This window comes from Bacillus capparidis (genome assembly GCF_017832095.1).
In the GTDB taxonomy this organism is placed as follows: domain Bacteria; phylum Bacillota; class Bacilli; order Bacillales; family Bacillaceae; genus Bacillus; species Bacillus gobiensis.
Window position 1 is genome coordinate 260,876 of sequence record NZ_JAFDST010000004.1, and the last position, 25,855, is coordinate 286,730.

General features: G+C 38.8%; 19 protein-coding genes and 2 pseudogenes. 6 read left to right on the forward strand and 15 right to left on the reverse strand.

All coding sequences use genetic code 11. The features are described 5' to 3' along the window. Window positions 1-11: 11 nt before the first annotated feature. Window positions 12-302: an Asp-tRNA(Asn)/Glu-tRNA(Gln) amidotransferase subunit GatC gene (gatC, locus tag JOC74_RS16935; protein ID WP_053605803.1), complete on the reverse strand. Its 291-nt coding sequence runs from the start codon at window positions 300-302 to the stop codon at window positions 12-14. A 368-nt stretch (window positions 303-670) separates the two neighbouring features. Here gatC and JOC74_RS16940 point away from each other — a divergent pair, with 368 nt between their 5' ends. Continuing rightward, complete coding sequence (locus JOC74_RS16940; protein WP_053605802.1) at window positions 671-2,152, forward strand: proline transporter OpuE; 1,482 nt, start codon at window positions 671-673, stop codon at window positions 2,150-2,152. Window positions 2,153-2,195: 43 nt separating this feature from the next. Here JOC74_RS16940 and JOC74_RS16945 read toward each other — a convergent pair whose 3' ends face one another. From JOC74_RS16945 to pcrB, 5 genes are all read right to left on the reverse strand, one after another. Further along, the gene (locus JOC74_RS16945) at window positions 2,196-2,885 is read right to left on the reverse strand and encodes an MgtC/SapB family protein (protein ID WP_053605801.1); all 690 of its coding nucleotides are present in this window, start codon (window positions 2,883-2,885) and stop codon (window positions 2,196-2,198) included. A 183-nt stretch (window positions 2,886-3,068) separates the two neighbouring features. Beyond that, window positions 3,069-4,235, reverse strand: coding sequence for a CamS family sex pheromone protein (locus JOC74_RS16950; RefSeq protein WP_053605800.1), 1,167 nt, complete (start codon window positions 4,233-4,235; stop codon window positions 3,069-3,071). Between the two features lie 14 nt (window positions 4,236-4,249). Beyond that, window positions 4,250-6,262, reverse strand: a complete 2,013-nt coding sequence (ligA, locus tag JOC74_RS16955) for an NAD-dependent DNA ligase LigA (RefSeq protein ID WP_053605799.1) — start codon at window positions 6,260-6,262, stop codon at window positions 4,250-4,252. 30 nt (window positions 6,263-6,292) lie between these two features. Continuing rightward, a complete protein-coding gene (gene pcrA / locus JOC74_RS16960; RefSeq protein ID WP_053605798.1) occupies window positions 6,293-8,509 on the reverse strand; it encodes a DNA helicase PcrA in 2,217 nt (738 codons plus the stop codon). A gap of 56 nt (window positions 8,510-8,565) precedes the next feature. After that, window positions 8,566-9,258, reverse strand: coding sequence for a heptaprenylglyceryl phosphate synthase (pcrB, locus tag JOC74_RS16965; protein WP_053605797.1), 693 nt, complete (start codon window positions 9,256-9,258; stop codon window positions 8,566-8,568). Between the two features lie 175 nt (window positions 9,259-9,433). On the opposite strand from pcrB, the gene JOC74_RS16970 reads away from it, so the two are divergent. Beyond that, on the forward strand, window positions 9,434-9,913 hold the full coding sequence (locus JOC74_RS16970; protein ID WP_053605796.1) for a tetratricopeptide repeat protein: 480 nt from the start codon (window positions 9,434-9,436) through the stop codon (window positions 9,911-9,913). A 107-nt stretch (window positions 9,914-10,020) separates the two neighbouring features. Here JOC74_RS16970 and JOC74_RS16975 read toward each other — a convergent pair whose 3' ends face one another. Then, on the reverse strand, window positions 10,021-10,668 hold the full coding sequence (locus tag JOC74_RS16975) for an SDR family oxidoreductase (RefSeq protein ID WP_053605795.1): 648 nt from the start codon (window positions 10,666-10,668) through the stop codon (window positions 10,021-10,023). Between the two features lie 293 nt (window positions 10,669-10,961). Then, complete coding sequence (locus JOC74_RS16980) at window positions 10,962-12,287, reverse strand: FAD-dependent oxidoreductase (protein WP_053605794.1); 1,326 nt, start codon at window positions 12,285-12,287, stop codon at window positions 10,962-10,964. Window positions 12,288-12,528: 241 nt separating this feature from the next. Here JOC74_RS16980 and JOC74_RS16985 point away from each other — a divergent pair, with 241 nt between their 5' ends. Next, complete coding sequence (locus JOC74_RS16985) at window positions 12,529-12,927, forward strand: DUF7352 domain-containing protein (protein ID WP_148564361.1); 399 nt, start codon at window positions 12,529-12,531, stop codon at window positions 12,925-12,927. 220 nt (window positions 12,928-13,147) lie between these two features. Here the strand turns inward: JOC74_RS16985 and JOC74_RS16990 are convergent, their stop codons facing one another. After that, on the reverse strand, window positions 13,148-13,612 hold the full coding sequence (locus JOC74_RS16990; RefSeq protein ID WP_053605792.1) for a hypothetical protein: 465 nt from the start codon (window positions 13,610-13,612) through the stop codon (window positions 13,148-13,150). Window positions 13,613-13,841: 229 nt separating this feature from the next. Here JOC74_RS16990 and JOC74_RS16995 point away from each other — a divergent pair, with 229 nt between their 5' ends. After that, a complete protein-coding gene (locus JOC74_RS16995) occupies window positions 13,842-15,035 on the forward strand; it encodes a hypothetical protein (protein WP_053605791.1) in 1,194 nt (397 codons plus the stop codon). A gap of 122 nt (window positions 15,036-15,157) precedes the next feature. Here JOC74_RS16995 and JOC74_RS17000 read toward each other — a convergent pair whose 3' ends face one another. Both JOC74_RS17000 and JOC74_RS17005 read right to left on the reverse strand, forming a co-directional pair. Continuing rightward, on the reverse strand, window positions 15,158-16,702 hold the full coding sequence (locus JOC74_RS17000) for a hypothetical protein (protein ID WP_211086234.1): 1,545 nt from the start codon (window positions 16,700-16,702) through the stop codon (window positions 15,158-15,160). 502 nt (window positions 16,703-17,204) lie between these two features. Continuing rightward, entirely contained in the window at window positions 17,205-17,876 is a 672-nt protein-coding gene (locus tag JOC74_RS17005) for an NAD(P)H-dependent oxidoreductase (protein WP_053605789.1), read from the reverse strand. A 675-nt stretch (window positions 17,877-18,551) separates the two neighbouring features. On the opposite strand from JOC74_RS17005, the pseudogene JOC74_RS17010 reads away from it, so the two are divergent. Continuing rightward, window positions 18,552-21,545, forward strand: a pseudogene (locus JOC74_RS17010) (Tn3 family transposase). A 164-nt stretch (window positions 21,546-21,709) separates the two neighbouring features. Here JOC74_RS17010 and JOC74_RS17015 read toward each other — a convergent pair. The 4 genes from JOC74_RS17015 to JOC74_RS17030 form a co-directional block, all read right to left on the reverse strand. Then, window positions 21,710-22,015, reverse strand: coding sequence for a luciferase domain-containing protein (locus JOC74_RS17015; protein ID WP_053605787.1), 306 nt, complete (start codon window positions 22,013-22,015; stop codon window positions 21,710-21,712). 75 nt (window positions 22,016-22,090) lie between these two features. Then, window positions 22,091-22,705 (reverse strand): FMN-dependent NADH-azoreductase, encoded by a 615-nt coding sequence (locus JOC74_RS17020; RefSeq protein ID WP_053605786.1) that lies wholly within the window; start codon window positions 22,703-22,705, stop codon window positions 22,091-22,093. 50 nt (window positions 22,706-22,755) lie between these two features. Beyond that, the gene (locus JOC74_RS17025; protein WP_053605785.1) at window positions 22,756-24,132 is read right to left on the reverse strand and encodes an MFS transporter; all 1,377 of its coding nucleotides are present in this window, start codon (window positions 24,130-24,132) and stop codon (window positions 22,756-22,758) included. An 84-nt stretch (window positions 24,133-24,216) separates the two neighbouring features. Then, window positions 24,217-24,807 (reverse strand): TetR/AcrR family transcriptional regulator, encoded by a 591-nt coding sequence (locus tag JOC74_RS17030; protein ID WP_053605784.1) that lies wholly within the window; start codon window positions 24,805-24,807, stop codon window positions 24,217-24,219. A 451-nt stretch (window positions 24,808-25,258) separates the two neighbouring features. Here JOC74_RS17030 and JOC74_RS23665 point away from each other — a divergent pair. Further along, window positions 25,259-25,390, forward strand: a pseudogene (locus JOC74_RS23665) (recombinase family protein); the annotation flags it as partial. Window positions 25,391-25,855 lie beyond the last annotated feature (465 nt).

Consider the following 25,855-nt stretch of genomic DNA (forward strand, 5'->3'; position numbering starts at 1 on the left):
GTTTCCCTCCTTTATTCCAAAATCGAAGGTACACGAATATAGCCGTCTTTTTGATCAGGAGCGTTTTTCGCAACTTCTTCAAACGAAAGCCCTTTATCCGGTTTATCTTCTCTCATGATATTTTTCATTTTTAAAACGTGAGTCGTCGGTTCGACGTGCTCTGTATCTACTTCGTTCAGCTCTTCTGCAAACGAAATAATGCTGTCTAACTGCTCAGTAAACATCTCCGCTTCCTCTTCTGTTATCGAAAGCCTTGCCAAATGAGCAACATGCTTAACTTCTTCTATTGAAATTCTAGACATTATAATCCACCTCCGCCTATTCTATCTGTAGCCATATAATATAGATCATATCAAAATTCAACCCTCTAAATCAACAAAGGGGCGACTTTCGGAAATTAGCTGTACCACTTGTCTGGCTCTTTTCTATTTTACATGAAATTGATTAGAAAATAGACATAGGGTAATATTCAGAATAGTTTTACTTTTTGTTATTTAAGAAAACGCTTTCATCATTGCTGTTAAACCAATTACTGCTATTTGGACTTTACTGCGGTTATGTTTCATACTGTTGATTGGCGGGGATATATTTGTTAGTTTAAGTTACCTACGTGTATTTTGCAGAAAATACTTGCAATACGTAGAAATAATATAAGAGGAGAGATTATTACGTGGATATTTGGGTTTTTATTTCCTTGGCAATTTATTTTATTGCCATGCTTTTAATAGGCTGGTACGCCTATCGAAAGACTTCAGATTTAAATGATTATATGCTAGGCGGAAGAGGCCTTGGCCCTGCTGTTACCGCTCTGTCTGCCGGCGCGTCTGATATGAGTGGATGGATGCTGATGGGGCTTCCGGGAGCTATGTATGCTACTGGTCTCGCCAGCGCTTGGCTTGCTATAGGGTTGACAGCTGGTGCATATGTTAATTATTTAGTTATCGCACCCAGGCTTCGTACCTATACAGAGGTTGCTAATGACGCGATTACGATCCCTGATTTTTTCGAAACTCGATTTGGCGATAAGACAAGAATTTTAAAGTTTATTTCGGCTCTTGTCATCTTAATATTTTTCACACTGTACACATCAGCGGGTATCGTTTCCGGCGGAACATTGTTTGAATCAGCATTTGGACTCGATTACCGAATTGGATTATTTGTTATCGCCGCAGTTGTTATTGCGTATACACTCTTCGGCGGATTTTTGGCTGTCAGCCTGACTGACTTTGTCCAAGGTATTATTATGTTCGTAGCATTAGTGCTCGTGCCGATCGTTGCCTTTACTCAAATGGGAGGAGTTAGTCCTGCCTTTGATACAATTAAACAAATTGATCCAGCGTTAATGGACATCTTTAGAGGAACGACCGTCATTGGCATTATTTCCTATCTAGCATGGGGACTTGGATATTTTGGCCAGCCTCATATTATCGTGCGTTTTATGGCAATTACTTCTGTTAAAGAGATTAAGCCGGCTCGCCGCATCGGTATGGGGTGGATGATTATTGCCGTAGCAGGTGCAATGCTGACAGGATTAGTGGGAAGAGCTTATGTGTCACAAAATTCGCTTTCACTTGATGATCCCGAGACTATTTTCATTTTATTCTCAAACGTTCTGTTTCACCCGTTAATTACCGGCTTCCTTATTTCAGCGATACTTGCTGCGATTATGAGTACAATTTCTTCTCAGCTTCTCGTAACGTCGAGTGCGATGACTGATGATTTTTACAGAACGTTCTTGCGAAAAGAAGCTTCTAATAAAGAACTTGTAACAGTAGGAAGAATATGTGTCCTTATTGTTGCTGCAGTTGCAATTCTGCTTTCATTAACTCCTAATGACACGATACTCGGTCTTGTCGGAAATGCATGGGCAGGCTTTGGCGCCGCATTCGGACCGGCAGTATTGCTAAGTCTATTCTGGAAGCGAATGAACCATTTGGGAGCACTAGCAGGTATCATCGTAGGAGCTGCTACCGTCCTTATATGGATCTCTACCGGTTTAAGCAAATCAACAGGTATGTATGAAATCATTCCAGGCTTTATTTTAAGCTTATTAGCTATTGTAGTAGTTACTAATATAACGAAAAAACCTGACGACGAAACAGTAAACATGTTTAAAGAGATGGAAAGCATCTTAAAATCACACAAACAATAATATATTAAAAAAACGTCCGGCAGCAAACCGGACGTTTTTGTTATTACTCCAAATTTTCAACTTCCACTTGAATAACCCCTGGGAGAGATTTCAACACATAATAAACATCAGTGGTATAGATTTTTTTATTTGTTGTCACAATGCTGCTAAGAACAATATCATTTTTTTCTTCTTTTAGCTTCAAGCGTTTAATCCCCAGTTCTTTTCCTTTAATCTGCTTCATCAGTTTCGTTAGCTCCGTAGACTTTTCAAGATATAATCTTACTCTAATCTCTTTTTCCGTCAGCTTTTTGGGACCAAGCTTTCCAAATAAATACGGGATAATCCGAATGCCAATAAATATAAACGCAACGCCCATTATCGCTTCGAGATAAAATCCCGCGCCAATCGCAATCCCAATACCGGCTGATGCTAAAACTAACGAAGCTGTAGTTAAACCTGAGATTGATTCATTTGATCTTCTTAAAATCACGCCAGCTCCTAAAAACCCGATGCCGCTGATGACATACGAAGGCAGCCTTCCCGGATCCATAGGCCTCGAGTACTCCTTAGAATAAATAAATGCTGATTCGTAGGAAACTACAGTTAATAGACAAGCAGCTACGGATACAATTAAACACGTTTTCAAGCCAAGAGGCTTTCCCTTCAATTCTCTATCCAGGCCAATCACGATACCAAATATCGATGCAAGGGATAGTTTCAAAAGTGTAGATAAAAGTGATATTTCAATCATCATGTACTCATCCTTTTTGTAATTGCTGCTACATTTTTGTTAATCTTTCTATTATATAATATTGTTTACTGTAATAGAACACCTGTTAGAATATATAGTTTGCCAATAGTAATAGAAAAATATAACGTTAAAATCAATAGAAAGCCAGCCTGTTTGCCTTATAAGGCATCGGGCCGGCTTCTATTAGTCGTAGATATGAACGGTAGGCTCATTTGCTCCTTCTTCTTTAACAATGACAGCTTCCTCACCTTCAGAGGAGGTAATTTCCACCTCGACTCGCAAATGATTGGCCGAGTAATAATCCATGATTTGTCCCGTTAAGAATTGCGTAAAAGCGATAACCTCTGTTTTTCCATAAAACTGCATAGGAATTTCAATCTTCATCTCTCGAAGCTGGTCATCCTTATAAAACGCTTTGCCAACAACACCTGTATAGTTAGGGAAATAATTGTCCACGTTATTTTTAAAGCGGTTAAAGATCTCCGCTTCATCCGGATGCTTTTTTTCGTTGGCTGAATTTGGGAAAAACGCATGTTCTTCGTTTAACCCTCTCCAGCTTCCAAGCTCTGTGGAGCCTGCTTTAACTTCCGATTTCGCAATAAAATCACCTGATACGATCGAAGTTTTAGGGGCTTGCTGATAGAGTGCAATCGTGACGGGAACATTTTTTAATTCTTCCTTGCTTCTGACTCTCTTAATAACCTCAGCTGCGATCTTTTTGCCTTCTTCCTCAATCTTCTTATCATCAATCGATACTTCTTTTTGCGGGTCTCCAATATTCTCGCGGTAATAGTATACCGAGTTTAATGCAAGGCCGATGACAACACCGCCCAGTTCCACCGATTTATCGTTTTTCTTAATAAGATAATTGTGCTCAAGCATCGTAGCCAAATAATTCGGGCTGCTTTCCGGAGAGCCCTTTTTCACCGGGTTCAGTCCGGCATTTTGAAAATTATTATCCTTTTTTTTAGCTTCTTCTAAATCTTTTCCTTCCAGCTTACGTCCCAGCATGCTTCTGACCGTATCTTCATCAAAGTATTGGCCTTCTTGAAACAAATAATCGTCCGTTGAGAACGAGTCCTGGGCAATCCTCATCAGCCCCGTTTCAAATTCATCAATGTCGAGGCGGGTGTTTAAATTTTCTGCCGTTAGTCCTCTGGCAGCCCCTGCTTTAAATGGAAGCACCATTTTATAATACGAGTCTGAAATGTTATAAGTGGGTATCGTCACCTTTTTATTTGTTTCATCCGTTTCCTGCTGCACAAGCTCCTCATCCTGATTTCCAAAATTCGGCGCACAAGCAGAAAGCAGCAAAACCATTGCAGCAGCCAACATCCATGCTTTTTTCAATCAAAACACTCCTCTTACTTCTTTAACTCTGTTACCAATCGCTGTTCATTCCATACTTCAATGTTCAGTTCTTCTGCTTTCGCCAGCTTGCTGCCAGCTGCCTCTCCTGCAATGACTAAATCTGTATTTTTGCTCACGCTCCCGGTAATTTTTCCTCCGAGCCTTTCGATTTCAGATTTCGCATCATTACGGGTAAGCTGTTCAAGCTTCCCTGTAAGGACGATCGTTTTATTCGCAAAGTAAGAGTCGCTTTCTTCCGCTGCATTCGCAAGCTTAGGACCCGTATAAGTCATATTTACCCCGAGCTGTTGCAGTTCATCAATTAGTTCAAGAACTTCTTTTTTCTCAAAATATGTGACAATAGCATCGGCCATTTTATCACCGATTTCATCAACTTGCACTAATTCATCCTGTGATGCTTTTTTCAGGCGATCCATGCTTTCATAATTCATAGCTAATGTTCTTGCTGCTTTAGATCCGATAAACCGGATTCCCAAGCCAAAAAGAAGCCGTTCCAATGAGTTTTCTTTTGATTTAGCAATAGCTTTGATTAGATTGTCGGCCGATTTTTCGCCCATCCGTTCAAGATTGACAAGTTGTTCTTTCGTGAGCTTATAGAGATCAGCAGCATTGTGTACCAAATTTTCTCGAAACAGCTGGGTTATGACCCGTTCGCCTAGTCCATCAATGTTCATCGCATTGCGTGACACGAAATGAATAAGACCTTCACGGATTTGGGCGGGGCATTCCGGATTTATGCAGCGCAGAGCCACTTCGCCTTCAATGCGGACAAGCTCACTGCTGCATTCGGGGCATTCAGTCGGCATATCAAAATTTTGTTCTTCGCCCGTCCTCTGCTCCACCAAGACATTAACAACCTCGGGGATAATATCTCCAGCTTTTTTGACGACAACTTTATCTAACAGCTTAATATCTTTTTCTCTAATTAAATCTTCGTTGTGCAGGGATGCTCTTTTGACTGTCGTCCCCGCTATTTTTACAGGCTCCAATACAGCTGTAGGAGTAATGACGCCTGTTCTGCCAACATTTAATTCAATATCAAGCAAAGTCGTGACTACTTCTTCCGCAGGAAATTTATACGCAATGGCCCAACGCGGACTCTTTGCGGTAAATCCGAGCTGCTCCTGCTGTTTTAAGGAGTCAACCTTGACAACAATTCCGTCGATTTCGTAAGGCAAATCCGCCCGCTTTTCCTGAAATTCTTCCACAAATTCGATGACTTCTTCAATCGTATTGCATTTTTTTCGAGTTTCGTTTGTTTTGAACCCCAGTTCATCAAGAAAATCAAGACCCCCGCTTTGCGTTTCTATGCCTTCTATCTCATCAAGCTCCGCTATACTATAGACGAATATATCGAGATTTCGTTTCGCAGAAATTTTAGGATCAAGCTGACGTAGAGACCCTGCCGCGGCATTTCTCGGGTTGGCAAAAAGCATCTCCCCGTTTTGTTCACGGATTTCATTGAGGGCTTCAAAGGAACGCTTCGGCATATAAGCCTCTCCCCTTACCTCTATCGATAGATCACGGTTCATGCGCAGCGGAATGCTCCGAATCGTTTTTAGATTTTCGGTTATATCCTCTCCGGTTGTTCCGTCTCCTCTCGTTGCGCCTCTTTCAAATACGCCGTTTCTATAGCGTAAAGAAACGGCAAGGCCGTCTATTTTCAGCTCAACATTATACTGAATGCTGTCTCCTGCCAACTGCCTCGCTCTTCTGTCAAAATCTCGTAAATCGTCAGCATGAAATGCATTGCCAAGACTTAGCATTGGCGTTCCGTGCTGAACCTTTTGGAATGCGTCCAACACGGCTCCGCCGACACGCTGAGAGGGAGAATCAGGACTTTTTAAATCCGGGTGCTCTTCTTCTAATGCGATCAGCTCTCTCATCCGTTCGTCATATTCTGAATCTGGCACACTCGGCTGGTCGAGCGTATGATATTCATAGTTGTATTGATTAATTAATTGTTTCACTTGTTCAATTCGATGTTTCGCTGCCTCTTTGTCCATTGATTTTGATCCTTTCCATTTCATCTAGGATTATTGTTTTTCAATTGGTGCAAAGGTAGCCAGCAATCGTTTTATGCCAATCGGCTTTGGAAACGCGATATCCAGCTCCTTGCTTTCGCCCTCGCCTTTTACGCTGACAACCGTACCAACTCCCCATTTTTTATGGGCAGCTTTATCCCCTACAGCCCATAGGATACCGTCTCCGCCCGTCTTTTCAGGAATCGTCGCAGGACGTGAAACAGGGGCACGCCGTTCTTTTCGCTGTCCAGATACAGGAAAGCTTGCGGATTTTTTCTCATTTAGGTTATCCAATAACTCCTGCGGTATTTCCGAAACAAATCTCGATTCGGAATTAAAGTTTGTCCGTCCAAAAAGGGTACGCATTTTCGCGTTGGTTAAATAAAGCTCTTCCTCAGCTCTGGTAATCCCAACATAAGCAAGCCTGCGCTCCTCCTCCATTTCTGCTTCTTCCATAAGGGAACGTGAATGAGGGAATACCCCTTCTTCAAGACCCATTAAAAAAACGACCGGAAATTCAAGCCCTTTTGCGGCATGAAGCGTCATTAAAATGACCGAATCGTCGTTCCCGCCGGTCTCTTCGTCATTGTCTACTTGGTCGATATCTGCGATGAGAGCAAGATCGGTTAAAAAGTTGACAAGGCTTTTATCCTCATTTTGTTTCTCAAAGTTTTTCGTGACAGATAAAAATTCATCAATATTTTCAAGGCGGCTCTGCGCTTCAAGAGACTTTTCGGCTTTCAGCATTTCTCTGTACTCAGCTTTTTCCAGGATTTCTTCCGTAAGCTCAGTTACAGATAAGTATTCTTGCATATTGGACAAATTTCCGATAAGCTGCCTGAATTGATCGATAGCATTCGCTGCTTTTTTGCTTACCCCAATAAAATCAACTTCGGCAGCCGCTTCGTAAAGCGATAAATCGTTTGCAGCAGCATATGCTTGAACTTTCTCTAAGGAAGTAGCTCCCACACCACGTTTCGGTACATTCACGACCCTTACAAAGCTAATGTCATCATCCGGATTGGCAATAAGGCGCAAATAGGCCAGGATATCTTTAATTTCCTTCCTGTCATAGAACTTGGTTCCGCCCACGATGTTGTAGTTAATATTGGACTTCATAAGCGTTTCTTCAATGACACGGGATTGGGCATTTGTCCGGTAAAGAATGGCGATATCCTTTAACTTGCGCTTCCCGCTTCTTACAAGTTCGTTGATCTTTCCGGCGACAAACTGCCCTTCACCAAACTCATTGTCTCCGCTGTAGTAGCTGATTTTTATCCCTTCATCATTTTCCGTCCAAAGGTTTTTCGGTTTGCGGTTTGCATTATTTTTAATGACCTCATTGGCTGCGGATAAAATCCGTTTCGTCGAGCGGTAGTTTTGCTCAAGAAGAATCACCTCTGCGGTCTTATAGTCCTTCTCAAAGGAGAGTATATTGGCAATGTCCGCTCCCCGCCAACGGTAGATTGATTGATCCGAATCACCAACAACACAAATATTTTGAAAGCGCTGCGCGAGCATTTTTACGAGCAAATATTGTGCTCTGTTCGTATCCTGGTACTCATCAACATGAATGTATTGAAATTTCCGCTGGTAGAATTCCAAAATCTCAGGTACACGCTTGAATAAAGTAATGGTTGTCATGATTAAATCATCGAAATCAAGCGATTGATTTTTCAACAGCTTTTTTTGGTAATCGCTGTACACATCACTGACCATTTGGCTGAAGTGATCTCCCGCCGTTTTGCTGTATTCCTCGGCGGTTATCAGTTCGTTCTTCGCACTGCTGATCGACCCTAGAAAGCTCCTTGGATCAAATTTTTTCGAATCAATATTGCGTTCTTTTAAAATTCCTTTAATGACAGAAAGCTGATCAGACGTATCGAGTATTGAAAAATTGCGGTTGATCCCGATTCTGTCGATATCTCTCCGAAGAATTCTCACGCACATGCTATGAAACGTCGAAATCCAAATATCCTCTGACCCAGGGCCGAGAATATTTTCTACACGCTCTTTCATCTCCCGCGCTGCTTTATTTGTAAAGGTAATCGCGAGAATATTCCACGGAGCTACATATTTCTCTGCCATTAAATAAGCAATACGATGAGTAAGCACCCGTGTTTTTCCGCTTCCTGCGCCTGCCATTAAAAGCAATGGTCCGTCCGTTTTCTTCACTGCTTGCTGTTGGACAGGGTTCAATCCGTCCAGTAAAAAGTGGCTGATTTTCATCAGGCATTCACCGTCCTTACCAAACATATGTTCTATATTATATCATTTCCTGCTGATTATCTATCATTTTTTACAGCCTGAACTGTTTTCAATGCTTCTTCAAAATTTTCATAAATGGCATTGCCAACCACGATTACATCAGCATGCTCTGACATTTCTCCTGCTTGGCTGCTGTTCGTTATACCGCCGCCGTAAAACAGTGTTGTATTCTGCAATGTTTTTTTAACCTCTTTCACCCAAGAGGGATCACCATACATTCCACTGTACTCCAAATAAAAAATGGGCAGCTTCAGCAAGCTGTCTGCAACTCTAGCGTAGGCTTTGACATCCTCCAGATCTAGACCAGTTTTTGCTTCAGTAAGTGCTGCTGCCTTGCAATCCGGATTTACGATGCAATAGCCTTCGACAACAATTTCTTCAGCAGACATTATTTCACCGTACTCCTTCATAGCCTCTTTATGGAGACCAACGATCCATTGCGGATTATTGCTGTTTAAAACCGTCGGAATGAAATACAGGTCAAAACCCGGCACAACAGATTCTATAGTTGAAACCTCGAGAATACAAGGCACAAGAAAACGTCTGACTCTGGACATTAAGTTCAAGACATTTTCTTCGCTTACATTGTCGCTGCCGCCGATAATGATTGCATCTGTTCCCGATTCACATAGCTTGTCCAGTTCAGTATCTGATATCGTTTTATCGGGATCGAGTTTAAAAACATGCTTCCACCCGTTTACTTCATACATCAAAAAGCTCCTCCATTTCGTGATGCCATTATCATATTATATCAACCGCCTTCATTCAAAAAAAGAGAAACCTAAAAGATTCATTATATGCTAAAATAACTGGTTAATGATCGGACTCTTTTTCGAAGTTGTCCCAAAGATCCCGATATAAGAAAATCTGAAATGGGGAATAAATGTGAAGGCAAATGATCTCCAGAGTATTTTACAAAATGAAGTGAATGAAACGGGGAAAGAAAAGCTTCTTTTTGCATTTAGCCGGAATCCTGATGACCCTCTTACCGCTTATTGCTGTGCCGCTATCCATGACAAACTCGGTTATGAACAGGAGGCGGTTCCTTTCTATTTAAAATCATTAGAAAACGGGATCAGTGGAAATGAAAGAATTGGAGCATTTTTAGGCTTGGGCAGCACGTATCGCACGCTGGGGAAATATGAGAAGTCAGCGGAAATTCTAAAACGCGGAGTGAAAGAATTCCCCGAAGCAAATGAATTAAAGGTGTTTTATACAATGACATTGTATAACCTCGGTTCTCATAAGGAAGCTGTACAGGAATTATTAAAGCTGCTTGCTGAAACGACGAAAGATGAAGCCATTCTTTCCTATCGCCGGGCGATTCGTTTTTACTCGGATAATTTGGATAAGACGTGGGAATGACTGTCCCCCCCTTAAAAAAGTAATTCGGCTGCAGCTAATGTTTAAAGAAAAAAACTAGCTCAGCGAACTGATCTAGTTTTTTTCGTAATCTGATAAACTCAACATCCTTATTTAAAAAGGTCACCTATTGGAGCGTTTCCTTCTAGTAGGGTTACTACCTTTTTGTATGCTGTTTCTTTACCTATAGCAGCGTTAATAACACGAGCAACATCTTCTCTAGGAATTCGTGATGTTTTGTAACCTGACGGATCAGTTGTTACTTTTCCCGTACCTTCTTCGTCAGAGAGAACCCCAGGTCTAAGAATTGTATAATTTAGATTGCTTTCTTTAATAATCCTATCCGCATAATGTTTTGCAATGAAGTAAGGCTTTATACCTTCTTCTGTCCAGTATTCCGGCTCATCTGCATGAATTGAGCTCACCATGATAAATTGTTTCGCTCCGATCTTCTCAGCAGCTGCCACTGATTTAGCTGCCCCATCTAAATCAATCATGATCGTCTTGTCCGGGCCAGTATGTCCCCCGGACCCTGCCGTAAATACAATCACTTCCGATCCTTTTATGGTGTCAGCAATTGTGTCTGCATCGTCTTCTAAATTTAGATAAGCAGGTTTTACGCCTTTTTCCTCAAAGAAGGAGAATTGTTCTTCTTTTCTTAATCCGACTGTTACATCATGCTCTTTTGACTCATTTAAGACATTGACTAAGTTCTTACCAACTTTACCATTAGCCCCGATAATGAATACTTTGCTCATGCCAATCCCTCATTCTTTCTTTTTTTATTTAAGGGTTCTACAATTATATTCCCCTTAATTTTCTTGGATAAGGCAAAAGGGAAAGGTTACTCAGGTAGGAGACGGCAGTCTCCTTTCCGATTGATTCTTGGTCCTTGGATTTTAACGCATTTGGAGGTTTTGAAGGTTTTGGAGTCGTTTCCCTGCATGAAGAAGTCCAATGGAACAATCAGAATGTTGTGAGGGAAAGGAGAAATACTCAAGAAAAAATCCTTCCTGGATAGGAAGGATTAAGGACTTTAACAACAGGAGAATCATTCATGCCGGTGATTAGTAAGTATCGGAAACAGTACTTTTGGATGATACAGATGGAGAGGGCTTCGGATAAGATTTATCACTCTGACTAATCGAATATATATTTCCGGCTCAGAAGCTGAAAGTTCATATACCCTTTTGGAGTACCATTGCTTGTATGGCTGAACAAAAGTTCGCGCCCCTTTAACTTCGGGATGACGAAGAGCCTCTGTTGTCGCCATTTCCCAAGGAACGTCGATAATCTTAGAAATCTTCTTATGTAAACTTTGACTAAATCCCTTGTCAGCCTTCTTCGTTTGAAGAAGAGAAGATTTCAACTCTAAAGCTTGCATCGCTGCAACAGACATACCTTGTCCGAAAAGAGGGTCAAAACGGCAATGAGCATCACCAATGATTAAAAAGCCGTCCGGAATGTTTTTTGCTAGATCAAAACGGCGCCGTACTTGATAAGGAACTCGATGTATTTTAATCTCGGAAAGTGGCTCTGCTCCCTCAAGAAATTGAAGAACATCAGGAACAGGAAGTTTTTTTGCATATGAGATAAATTCCTCATTTGTTTTCGGTGCCTGTGCATTAGCATATCCACTATACGTGACAGAGAATCGGTTTTCCTCAAGAGTTTGAATAAAGGCACCGTAAGGGTTATCGGGAATACTTGGTGATATAATGAGGCTTTGCCATTCGGGATGTTCTTGTTTTTTAAGAGAGTAAAGGCGTGTAGCATAAAACAATTGAATCTTAACTTTTTCTTCCTTTACTTTGACATCAAGTGCTTGTAGCCAATCGATACTCTTAGATGAGGAACCGCTGGCATCCACTACTAAATTGGCATCCAGTTCCTCTGTGAGACCGGATTTTAAGGAACGTAATCGGACTCCTTTAATGGTATTGTCATGCTTGTTTACTAACAGCTGTTCCGTTTTTGTTTCATATCGAGTGATAATATTAGGAACTTCTTCAACTCGTCTTTGTAAATGCCATTCAAGCATAGGCCGGCTTAGCTGAAGCATGATCAACTCTCCAGAAAACCGTTTTTTCCAATAACCAAAATGGTGCCACTTCAGATCTTTTGTAGGATTAGTGACGATGCTGCCATCTTCTATTAATTGAGACACGATCCCCGGAAACAAAATCTCAATCGCTTCTTCTCCTCTTTTCAATAAGACGTGAGGGTGGTAACTCTGAGGAACTCTTTTTCTAGGAACCTTTTCTTTATATTCTTTATCTGCTTCTACAATGATGACTTGCTGAAATGAATGAGATAACGCTTTAGCAGCTAATTTACCGGCAATCCCACTACCAATGACTACAGCCTTTTCCCGCATGTTACTTCCTCCATTTTTATTTTGTAATGATGATGCTGGTTCCAATTATTACAAAAGAGGACTAATTGGGCTAGTAATTTTTTATTGCTTTTGAAAAGACTTATTATTCGTTTTTGCTGATTTACAGACTATGAGCAGACCCTTTGGAAAATCATTCGAATTTATTGGATGAAAAAGGAGGTTTATGGGATTATATGGCGAATAAGATTTTTCAAGTCAAAACGGGAGAGGAGTAATGATAATGAAAAAGTTGCAAATGATTGTCGCTGCATTGATCGTGGCGTTGTTAGTCCCTTCTTCTACATTTGCTGAACTTAGTGAGGATAGTAAAGAGGGTGCTTATGAATTGAGGGAAGAAACTATTAGGAAGTACTCTTTGGACATTTCAGAAACTCAGTATGTAAAAATGCCATTAGGCGCAGATATCTTATCAACATCAATAGACCATTCAAATAGTGAACGTTTTTTTGTTCATGCTCTTGTAAACACACTAGAGAAACGTACGCAAGAAATGGAATTCAAATTGTATAGAACGGATCAGGATCTTGATGCTAATATTGGAGACTATAAATTCTTGGAGACTGTACAATTATCTTATGCTGAACACTTATTTCATGTTTTCTACATAAGAGCTAATTAATGCATTTTTCGTACAGTTTTCGTACAGTTTTCATACAGTTTTTCCTTACCTTTTGGGGGATAAAAAGCTCTATGAAGCGTGGTAATATGATAGTGAGCGAAATCCCTTACCACATAGCGTACCATTTTTAGATCCTATCCCGAAGTCACCCACATCCCGGTGGGTGGCTTTTGGTATGTCAACACTAAACTGGCATCCAGTTCCTCTGTGAGACCCGACTTTAAGGAACGTACACGGACTCTTTAACGGTATTGTCATGCTTGTTTACTAACAGCTGTTCCGTTTTTGTTTCATATCTAGTAGTAATATTAGACTTCTTCAACTCGTCTTTGTAAATGCCATTCAAGCATTGGCCGGCTTTGCTGAAGCATGATAACTCTCCAGAAAACCGTTTTTTCCAATAACCAAAATGGTGCCACTTCAGATCTTTTGTAACATTAGTGACGATGCTGCCATCTTCTATTAATTGAGACACGATCTCCGGAAACAAAGTCTCAATCGCTTCTTCTCCTCTTTTCAATAAAACGTGAGGATGGTAACTCTGAGGAACTCTTTTTCTAGGAACTTTTTCTTTACATTCTTGATCTGCTTCTACAATGATGACTTGCTGAAATAAATGAGACAACGCTTTAGCAGCTAATTTACCAGCAATCCCACTTCCAATGACTACAGCCTTTTCCTGCATGTTACTTCCTCCATTTTTATTTTGTAATGCATGATGCTGGTTCCAATTATTCCAAAAGAGGACTAATTAGGCTAGTAATTTCTTGTTGCTTTTGAAACGACTTATTATTCGTGGATATTTGTAACAAGAACGAGGTTTTGATTATGGAAAAAAGCTATGGAATATATTATACTCCCTTTAAAGATGTTAATTATTTACAATGTCTTTAATTATAAGGAGACTTTCACCTTTGATACCTGAATTAAATCCAAAACTTATTGATGAATTTAGAGATAAAGTCAACAGCAAAAGAGGATTTGTGAGACATTTTTTTGTAAATTATAAAAGAAGTTCAAGCACGGAGGGGAAAGACGTATGGAGTAAAATTTGCTCATGTATGGACTGGTTGACCGTAGCAGTTAAAGGTATAGAAAAACCTAAGCTTAAGAAAAAAATGTTACTAACATCACTTGAGTTTACTCATTTTTTAGTAACTATTGATATGATTATAGAAGCCGTAAATCAATTATGGTTGGCTATAGGACAAGAAACGAAAGGTAAACAACCCTATATTAACGACCGGAGCATTTTTCAAAAAAGAGAGTTCAATAAAGACTATACCGATGAAAAATATGTAAAGCAAATTCGTTCGTGGTTTGGAGTCCACGCTGTTAACGGAAATGAGGTAGACCTTGATGGTTTCGATAAAGGGCTCCGGTTTTTTAGTAGTTGGTCCGATCCTCATGACGGACAAGAATTTTCACTTCATCTTTATTCGAATAATCGGAAGGCACACAAAGAATATGGTGGAACTAAAAAAATTAAAGTAGATTGCCTTGTTAAGTTTGCAGCATTAAGGTATGAAACATTAAGATTGTTAATGGAAGAGATAGATAAACTTTATTTCAAAGTTATTAAAGAACTTCAACGTCATCCTGTCCATTTAGATGAAAGTTTACCCGAATTGAGCCAGTTGAGAGAACTTTATTCTCAGGCTCAAGATAGAAAATTGACAAGTGAGTATTATGAGGATCATGTTTTGCGATATATGTCTTTCTTAGAGTGTGATTTAAGTTTATTTGAGGAACCTGAGCGAAAGGTAATATGTAGTTACTTATCTGAATTGAAGCCAATCATACCTGTTTACAAGGATATTATTCAACAAGTTGAGTTCAAGGAATTTGAAATTTTCGAAAGACTCGAGATGAGATCACATATATACGCAGATTATTCGTACGAGTATGCAAAAATCTTAAACTATGCTGAAGGGACACCACAGGATATCGGAAACTACGGGATAGATACCATTTCATTAGACATATTGATTGAGGAAGGGTTGTTACCAGAATACAGTACTACTCTATCTGGTTCATCTCTATCGTTATTAATACATGCGCTAGACTATGATTGGAATAAGACTAATCGACGTGTAGATTTGAAATAAAAGCCTTCCTTGGACACGAAGGCTTTTTTTGTATTAAATTAATCTCTATTGTCAAAATAAGAAAAACCTATAGTGTCCTGCCGAAACTTTAGTTAATCCACCAATCAAAGTATATATTACAACTAAACTTCTAATTCTTCTTCTTCTTCTTCTTGTTTGAATCTATCGCAGGTTTCTTTAAAGACTAAGTTAAATTTTTCAAATGCTTCTTTTTTAAGTCCTTTTAATTTTTTAAAATTAAGAATCTCATCAAGATACTCTAAATATTCTTCAAAGGTTTCTTCATTAAACCAACCCCTTAAAGAACAGTCTTTCAATAACATTATTGCTTTATCGATTATCTTATCGGTTTCTTGTTCATTCACACATAAGACAGCTGATAATGCTGGTTTACGATACCTCTTAAATCTAAACCTTTTATTCTCATTGATAAACGTTTCTAAGAATATTCCTTCAACAAGATAAGGAGACGATTTAAATTCACTCTTATATAAGGATGATACAAAAGATATTGCATCCCTAGCTTGACCATCAGCAGCCTGCAATATATTCCTGCCTAACTCAATTAAAAATTCTGAATCAAGGGTATTGATTTTTTCAACTCCGAGTGATTGAATTGCTTCTATTACTGGATTTTGAGCATACCAGTTAGAAGTTTTTAAATCAGAAATTAATTCCGCCTGATACCATTCTAAAGGGATTCCTATTGATACTTTTTTACTTATATATAATTTTTCTACAGCAGACTTAAAACGTTCAACATGTCTCTCATTCAGTAAGTCTTGATTGTAGAGATTTAAAACACTTGTTAGATTCTCTAAACTAGGAGTTTCGACTTCTCCATCATCACCAATAGGTTCAATTAAATGGCCAATCATAGCGTCTTTTAAAATATCATTTAGATGAGTCCAATAATCTTCTTTTACAAATACCTTAGTTATAATTGAAGGGTATTTATGTAACAGTCCTTCTAATGACCAAGATTCTGTCGAAAAGTTTTTTAGTGAACATTTAAGTAGCATATCTAAAAACACAGAACCTCGTCTTTCAAATAAATCCTTTGTAAAGTCCTTAGATACCTTATTTAGATTTTCAATAAGTAGTTTAAAGAAATAAGGAAATACTGATGAATGAACATGGTTTAAAGTACTTATAGCAGCTTTTTGTACTGTCTCTGTACTATCATCAAGATAATGATGATTTTCAAAAATAGATGTCACCAAACTTTGTACAAAAGCGTGTTTTAACAAAGCAGGTTGACTTAGTACGATGTTCACACTTAACTCGATGGCCAGCTCTACCTCACTGTCAGATGGAGCTGCATTGAGAGGATGGGCATATACACCTCGCATATCCTTCATATGTTCTAATTTTTTGCTTTGCTCTGCACTAATTAAACCAAAATCTTTCGCAGACCTTATCAAGAAGCTATCTGTTGGCCTTTGTTTTTGTTCCAAATCTTCTATTTTACCAATAACCTTTTTCTTGATTTCATGGTCTCTAGAAGACATATCATAAAACTTTAATTTTAATGACTCTGCTGTACTAATCCATGTCGTAATATATGCTGCTCTTAATGCATTACCATTTAAACAATTAACAGCCTCGTCAAATAAAACTTTATCCCTGTCTTCAACTATTTGACCTCTTAGAACATTAAAATCCATATCCTCTTCCTCACTATTACTGAAATTTATTAAAAGATACCTAATTAAGAATTGAAAATACATTTTTTTATCAGGTAACAAGATTATAGCCTACATTTCTAAATTATGGTATATGTTTTTGTTTGTAGGTTGTTTCAAAATTCATTTTTAAGACGCTTATATCAGTGCATCGAAAAAAGTTTTCATAACTTAGTGTCATATACGACTGACAAAGAGGCTCAAGCATAAGAAATGCGATTGATCGGTTGAAATCGAATCGTAACAAAAACGAACAAAAGAGCAGGATGAAATTGCCCTGCTCTTTTATGTATGTGTTTACTGCTATGAGAGACCCTTAGGAGATCCAATTTAGGTGTGTATCCTTTAAAATGCGTAGGATATTTTCGCTCTCTGTTTCAATTTTTTCATTTTATAGCCATTTTTGGACTTACCTCAAAATAACATTAAAGGAGACATGCCTATGTGATCATGTCCTTGATGCTGAGAAACATCATCTACAGTTTTATCGCCACTCAACAATTTCATTGAGATTTTGTCTTGCTTTTGGACGTTTGGGATCCTCTTTCCGATATCCGAAAGCGACCATACAAGCTACACCGAAATCGTTGCCGTCAATGATACCCTCATTTTGCAAAATAGCGGTCACCTGCTTTTTATCAAAACCTTCTATTGGACAGGAATCAATACCGATCTGAGCCGCAGCTGTCATCATGTTTCCTAATGCTATATATGTTTGTTTGCTTGCCCATTCAAAAATGAGACGGTCATTATCTTCGAGTTCTGTTTCGACGAAGGATTTATAGAAACCAGAAAGATTTTGTACAACTTCTTCCGGCATATGGTGAATGTCTTTCATCATTTTGACCACGTGAACGGAATCATGCCTTAAGCCTTCTTTTCTTCTGGCCAATATAACTACAAAATGGCTGGCAGTAGGAAGTTGTCCCTGGGCACCGCCAGATACAGGTTTTAATTTTTCGCGAAGCGCTGCATCCTGGATCACGACAAACTTCCACGGCTCCAAACCAACTGAACTTGGAGACAACCTACCTGTCTCCAAAATAAAGTGAAAATCTTCATCCGAAATCTTTTTGTTGGTATCAAATACCTTGCAAGCATGTCTGAACTGGTAAGCTTTTAAAATTTCCTGTTTTTTACTTTCAGTTCCTATCATGTGGAATCATCCTTCCTTTTTAGTAATACTTTACTAAACCATATTTCTCCAAAAGTATTTTATTATCCTGCTAGTCAAGTCAGTTCAATAATCTTTATTTCATTACATGGTCCGATTGTTGAATAGAATGACCCGCATTTTTTTAACAACTTTATTATTTTTTAAACGACCTTTTTGTAAACTAAACAACGAATTTGTTACAGAGGGTGATGATCATCTTTGAGTCTTGTCACTTTAGGAGTTATTTCGCATCTATTTTAAGCGTTATTTTGCACTATAAGGGCTAGTACCAACATTTTGACGTAAAACCCACGTTAAGACATTATTTGGTAGGGAATTAGTGTTATTCCTTACTCTAAGCTAATTCCCTTTAACGTAAACAGTCCTGCGAAAAGGGAATTACTTTTAGGGAAGGGTTAAGGGAACAAAAATCTTCTGTTTTACAACCATTAGATAATTAGTATTTAACTTCCCCAAAATGGTCGTTAAAGGGAAATTACTTATTCATCAGTGGTTTTGTCCTTAGCGTGGGAAATATGATAAATGGTTGGTGATACCCCTATAAGGCTTAGTGACAGGGTTGCCGCTCTAGACCGCAAAGTATAGTTTCTAATCCTCTAATCAATAGATTACACTCAAAATAGTGATTATTCTAATATTAGGGGATGGATATTTATGAAACGAAATTGGAATGAAGATGAGTTGCTAGAACATTTTGTAGTAGTACCAATTGAAAGAAAACTGATTGGTAATAAAACTGGGGCAAGTCGTTTAGGATTTGCAGTATTATTAAAGTACTTTCAACAAGAGGCTAGATTTCCTTCTAAGAAACAAGATATTCCCAAAGTGGTAGTTGAATTCATGGCACAGCAATTGGGGGTAGCTTCAGCGCTCTTTGAGGAATATCGTTGGGGTGCAGATGAAAGAAACTTTACTTATCATCGAAAACAAATTCGAGAATTCTTCGGTTTTCGAGAACTTACAGCAAAAGATAACGAACTTTTGACAGAGTGGTTGCACGGACAAGTTCAGTTTACTCATGATATCGACTACTTAAAAAATCAGTCATATAGCTTATTTCGTAAGTGGAAAGTCGAACCTCCTTCGATTGGAAGCTTGAATCGGATGATTGATTCTGCCATTGACACTTTTGAAAAGAATTTATATCAATCGACTTATCATCAGCTGTCTCCCAGGACTTGTTCTCGATTAGATGCATTACTGGAATCTCATGTGGATGAGCACTCGGAAGAAGGTTTTGAAGAAGAGTTTCATGAGAAAATGGAATCTGACATTTTAACTTTTCGGCACCTTTTATCTTCTCCTCGTAAACCAAGTGTAAGCACCATGGAAATGGAAGTTCAAAAACTATTAGCGATCAAGCATCTACACATTCCTCCAGGATTATTTCATCATTTGACTCCGAAATTAGTAAAGAAATATCGACTTCGTGCAGCTACGGAGACCGTAACGGAAATGCGTGCACACCCAGCACCCATTCGCTATACCCTACTTGCCATCTTATTTTCGCATCGTCATGGGGAAGTCATTGATTATTTAGCTGATTTATTGGATGAAATTACCCTTAAGTTCGGAAATAAGGCCAAGTATACAACCCGAAAAGAAGCAGTAAAGGAATTAGAAAGAGTCCAAGGGAAAAATAAACATATTGTCAACTTATTAAAAGCGACGGTAGATTATCCAGAAGGCGTTATTCAAGATACTCTATTCCCTATTGTCAGTCCTTCCACGATTCAAAATATTATAAAAGATATGACAAAAAATAATCGGGAATACAAAGAAAAAATCTATACAAAGATGCATGCCTCTTATCGTGGATATTATCGACATGCTTTCTCTAATATTTTAATGAATCTTACCTTTCGGTCCAACAATAAATTTCATCAACCTGTGATTGAAGCCATTCAACTCATTCGAGAATATGGAGAAAGTGGGCAACGTTATTTCGCTGCTGGAGATGAAGTTCCTATTGAAGGCGTAATTCAGCCCAAATGGAAAGATGTCATTATCGAGACAGACAGCAAAGGCATAGAGAGAGTGAATCGTTCAATTATGAAATTGCAGTGATCCAATCGCTTCGTACTCGACTTCGTTGTAAAGAAATTTGGATTGAGGGCGCTGATCGATATCGAAACCCAGAAAGATCTCCCTCAAGATTTTGAAGAGCACAAGGAAGAATATTTTCAAGCACTGAAAGCACCACTTGATGTAGAGACTTTTATCGAAGATATTATACAGTTGATGAAAGATAAGCTCCAATTACTAAATCAAGGGTTAGAGGTTCAAAGTAACGAAAAAGTCGCGATTACTACTAGAAATAACAAGGGATGGATTCGAGTCACTCCACTTGAAAAGCAACCCGAACCCCCACATGTGACGAGGATAAAACAGGAGATTAAGAACCGTTGGTCCGACATCAACCTATTGGATTTACTAAAAGAAACAGATTTTCACACGGAATTTACCAAGCACTTTAAGACTACAGCCGATCGCGAGATTTTAGATCGAGAAACCATCCAGAGACGGCTTCTTTTAAGTTTATTTGGATTAGGAACGAACACAGGTTTAAAAGCCGTTTCAGCTGGAAACCACCTAGATAGTTATCGGGAACTTCGGTATATACGCCAAAAATTTATTCATTTAGATCATTTACGAAAAGCCAATGCAGAGGTTACCAATCATATTATCTACCATCGACAGAAAGAAGTATGGGGAGAAGCTACTACTGCATGTGCTTCCGATTCAAAACATTTTGGATCTTGGGATCAGAACCTGCTTTCCGAATGGCATCCTCGTTATAAGAGGCAGGGGGTTATGCTCTATTGGCATACAGATCGAAAATCGGCATGTATTTATTCTCAGCTTAAGTCCTGTCTTTCTTCCGAAGTGGCTACGATGATAGAAGGGGTCCTTCGTCACTGCACAGATATGGAAATTGATCGAAATTATGTTGATACACACGGGCAAAGTGTGGTTGCTTTTGCTTTTTGTCATCTGCTTGGTTTTAAACTGATGCCACGCTTCAAAAATATAGGTTCTCAAAAGTTATATCGTCCAGAAGCTGGCATGAATGAGGAATATCTTCACCTTCAACCGGTTCTAAGTAGACCGATTAATTGGGATCTTATCCGTCAACAGTATGAACAAATCATTAAGTACGCAACTGCCTTACGATTAGGAACCGCATCAGCAGAAGCCATTTTAAAGCGATTTACTAGGGATACGAAACATCCAACCTATCTGGCTTTATGTGAATTAGGGAAAGCCATTAAAACGATCTTTTTATGTGACTATTTACACTATGACGAGATTCGTAGAGAAATCCATGAAGGATTAAATACAGTAGAACAATGGAACTCAGTCAATACCTATATTTTTTATGGAAAAAACAGTGAAATGCGTTCCAATGCAATAGAAGATCAAGAAGTAGCTGCCTTATCACTTCAATTGCTGCAAAATTGCTTAGTCTATATGAATACCTTAATGGTACAAGAAGTACTTTATGACAACAATCAATATTGGTTGAAGAAAATGACCCCGGAAGATTTTAGAGGATTAACACCTTTATTTTATCATCACGTCAATCCATATGGAACTTTTGAACTCGATATGGATCAGCGAATACCTATTAAGTTGAAAGTATCATAGTTTTCATGATTTTGATTAGAGAGAAAACCAGCTAATATCCCGTCAGATATTAGCTGGTTTTCTGTAATGAACAAGAGCTCAATCCTTCCTCCAGAAAAGCGCCCGATTGCAGAATAACAATGAGATAAGAATAAGTTGCAGAAGTGGCTCCTAAAATAATAAGCTCACTTTTTAGTGATTCTGTCATATTGCATTTTGAACAACTTTAATAAATGAGGAATATCTTGCTCCCCTTTGATCCAAAAACTTACCCAGCCCGAATTGGGAAGAACATGATGTGGGTCCGCTAGTCTTGCTTGAATGAGTTCATCTCTAACCAATTTAGGAAAAGGAAAGTCAACAAGGTTTTCGCCATGCAAATGACCTAATTCTTTATTTTTATAGCGAAATTCCACTCCTCCAAACCGATGTGGATGCTCGCTAACACCATTCCAGCTAAGAAGCTCCTGTCTTAATGATTCAAGTAACATTCGCCTCACCCTTTCTTAAAAATGTTTATAAACAATTAGTTTTGTATTGATATAGCGTACTGATTAAAACAAATGTCAAAATGTTTTTGCAGCTTGAGATGCTTTCCGAAAACCTTCCTCAATAATAGCTTCACTTTGGTCAGGAAATTGATTGTGCCCTTCAATAACTATCGTTGTAATGTCTGTAATACCAAAAACGTTCAAATGATTCTTAACAAAACTTACAGCCATTTCAGAAGAATCCCCTTCTGCGTATACCCCGCCTCTTGCGTTCAATAAAGCCACTTTCTTATCAGGTAATAGACCTACTAAGCCTTCAGCTGTATACTTAAATGTTTTACGCGGGTGATGCATATAATCCAGATAGGAGTGTAGAACGGCAGGAACAGTTAAGTTCCAAAGTGGAAAAGCAATGACCAATTTATCAGTTGCGATAAACTGTTCTAGATGCTTAGTAACAATATCATGTACCGCCTTCTCTTCCAGTGTGAGTTCCATTCCCTGAGACGATTTGAAATTTCCACTAATCATAACATCACCTAAATAAGGCAATGTTTCTTTATACAAATCGAGTTCAGTCACCGAATCATTTGGATGGGATGCTCTATAGCTTTCCAAAAATGCATCATATAATTTCCCAGTAACAGATCCTTGACGATTGTTCGCTTTAACAAATAAAGTTGTTGTCATTTTAATCTCCTCCAAATATGAGTAATAGTGAAACTTAATCTAAACTAACTTCAGCCTTCTAACTGGATGCTTTTTCTCTTTGCTCTGCCAAACTGAAAATAGTAAAACAACAGAATGCCTAAATGCAAAGCAGCTAGAACGAGAAATATATTGCTGTAAATGATACCGTTTGGATAGATATTTGCCGGGTTCCAATGAACATCAGAGCCAAGATCCACCACCTTACTGTAAACCCCTGAAGCCATTCCTCCTGCAATGAAATTCAGCATCGATAAAAGTCCCATTCCCACTCCATCCTGTTCCTTTGGCAAGGTCATAGAGATTGAATTGGACATAGCAATCATCATAAAGGTTTGCCCGACATTACCGAAAATCAAAAAGATAGCAATGAATACTGGAGATATTCCAGTGAAGGTTGAAAGTAAAATAAAACAGGTCAATAACAATCCAGATGCAACAAAGTAGAGATACGAATTCCCTTTCAAGTCTGCTAGTTTACCACCTTTTTTCCCAAGTATTGCCGAGGCTACTGCAGCAGGAACCATCGCAAAACCGATCCAGCTAGGTGGCAACTGATGTACATGAGCCAAAAGCAATGGACTAAGAAAATAAAGGGAAAAACCAATTCCGCTTATTAGAAAAGCTATCGTTAGTCTGAGAGTATAGCTCTTATTTGTAAAAAGCCCAGGTTGAACAAACGGATCGGAAACGGAACGAATTCGTGCTATGAACAGCGCTAAAGCAAGTAATCCGCCAATAGTAAACCACCACGTTCCACTCGTAACGCCAAGAAGAAGCAAGGTTAATGTAATAGCCAGAAAACCACCACCAACCCAGTCAAGTTTACCGGGATCCCCCTGCTCTTCCCCCAAATTTTTACGATAAAAGGGCAACGTAATTAAAATGAAGAGAGGGATACAGAATAACCAGCGCCAATGCGCGACACTTACAATTAATGCAGAAATAACTGGACCAAGAGCACTGCCAAGAGCCAAACCTACGAACGCTGTACCCATAGCTGAACCTCTCTGCTCAGGAGGAAAATAGCGCAATGGAATAATCATAGCTGTTGCTGGGATAGCAGCAGCTCCTACTGCCTGCAAGCACCTTCCGACAAGCAACATCCAGAAAGTTTGGGAGGCGAGGCCAATCAGTGAACCGAAAGCAAAAAATAACAATCCAAACGTTAGCAAATTTTTGAGCTTGTATCGGTCTGCCAGCTTTCCGTAAATGACCGTTCCTATCCCGTAAATCAAAGCATACGATGAAGTGACCCAGCTTACCTGAGCAGTAGTAAGATCAAACGCTATACTAATTTCGGGAAGTACGAAGTTGAACATCAATACGCTCATTGCTGAAAGGACAAGTGTGAACATCACAATACGCATTAATTTCTCTCCTGTTTGTTGAGATACCTCCTTTTCCATTCTCCATAACCACCCTTCATTTAAGTACTATTTAAAAAAGATAAATGACTGTCTGTGCTGACTGTCATGTTGTTGGTGAAAAAACTAGGGAGTTAAAGCCCTAGTGAATGTTTGCACACTCTTCATTATAAATGCCTCTAGGGACACGGTTGGAAAGTTATCATTGGAATCCAGGTTGTTCATAAAAGCCCCGAAATTCAGCATCATGAACGACAACGCCTGTAGCTCTGGGTCCGTTCGAATCAGCTTTCCTTTTTCGTACATAGCCATAAAGTAATTGGTCAAAATTTCTAGCAATTGTCGAGGATGTTTTTGTGTTCTTTCTCTAAACCCGGGTAAATTACCTTCCTCCTTGAGGCTGATCATAATCATTTTCCGGTTACGATTCATAATTTCATGATATGTTCGACTGATCAGGAGCAAATCTGTTTGCAAATCCCATACGAGCTTTTCGTTAAAAAGTTTTGTTATCTCATCGGCATAATGAAAACGGTCAAACGCCGTTTCGAGAAGGTTTTGTTTGCTTCCAAATCGGCGAAACAGCGTTTTTTCACTCAAACCTGCCACAGTAGCGATTTCCTGGGTAGATACACCATTGTAGCCTTTCTCCGCCATTAGATCAATCGCTGCCAACAGCAGCTTATCATCGTTGCTTAAATTATTACTGCTGCTCATACTTTCATCCTTTCTGATAGACAGTAAGTACTGACTGTCATTCGATTATATTGTATTCCAGTTGTTATAAATTTGTCAAGATAGATTTCACTTTTAGCACTAATAAAATGATGGAGCGACTGAAAAAGCCTGAATTTCCCGAATGACCTTATATCGAAAAATAAACCAAAGAGAGCTAACGAAAAACCTCGTTGAAATCCAGCAAGGTTTATTTGTATACATTATTTGTAATTTACCTTGCGGTATTCGTAGTTTAGCTCTCTCTACCCCTATTAAACATTAACATAAATTATCTATTTTCTTTAAAAGTGTTGTTCCGCTATATGGCGATTGCTGAATAACGTAATGCTATGTTTATACACGCTATTACCAAAAACCAGTGTTTTTGCAATGTCCCCCCATCGCCCTGCTGTCCTTTGATTTTATTAAGATTAGCAGTTACCAAAAATAGCTTGCTGTTGCGCTACGGATGTATGATAGTAAAGAATATTCTATAAAGGAGATAGTCTCAGCAACTGGAATATCTCAAGGTTCCTTATATAGAGCAGTCAACAGAAGAAAGCTTGAAGAAATAAAAAAATAGGCGTGTTTTATTATTTCTTCAATTTTACTTTGCGGTCTACAGCAGGAACCCTGTCACTAAGCCTATAAGTAAATATAAAAAAACCCAATTTCTCAGCATTAAAATTGAGAAATTGGGTTTTTTTCGTTACTCCGGAAAAGCGCCCTTTCGTATATTCTGGAATAAGTGTGATGATGTTTTGAAACTTCTTGATTGTTGCTCGACTTTTGTTTTGGCAATGAACAAGCAATTTATTTGATTAAAGCATTTTTTAACCCCTTTTTATTGACATTAACACTAGTGTCATTCTTTAGACTGTAGTCAACAACATCAGAAAGGGGCATTTACATTGAAGAGAAATAACCAAAATGAGAAAGTATACAATCAGAGTAAATCATCAGTGAGTGAGTCGCACACCTGTGACGGTAATCGGTTTGGGAATGTTGGAAGTAAGCTGGCGAGGTGTTAAAGAAAAATAGGCATGAT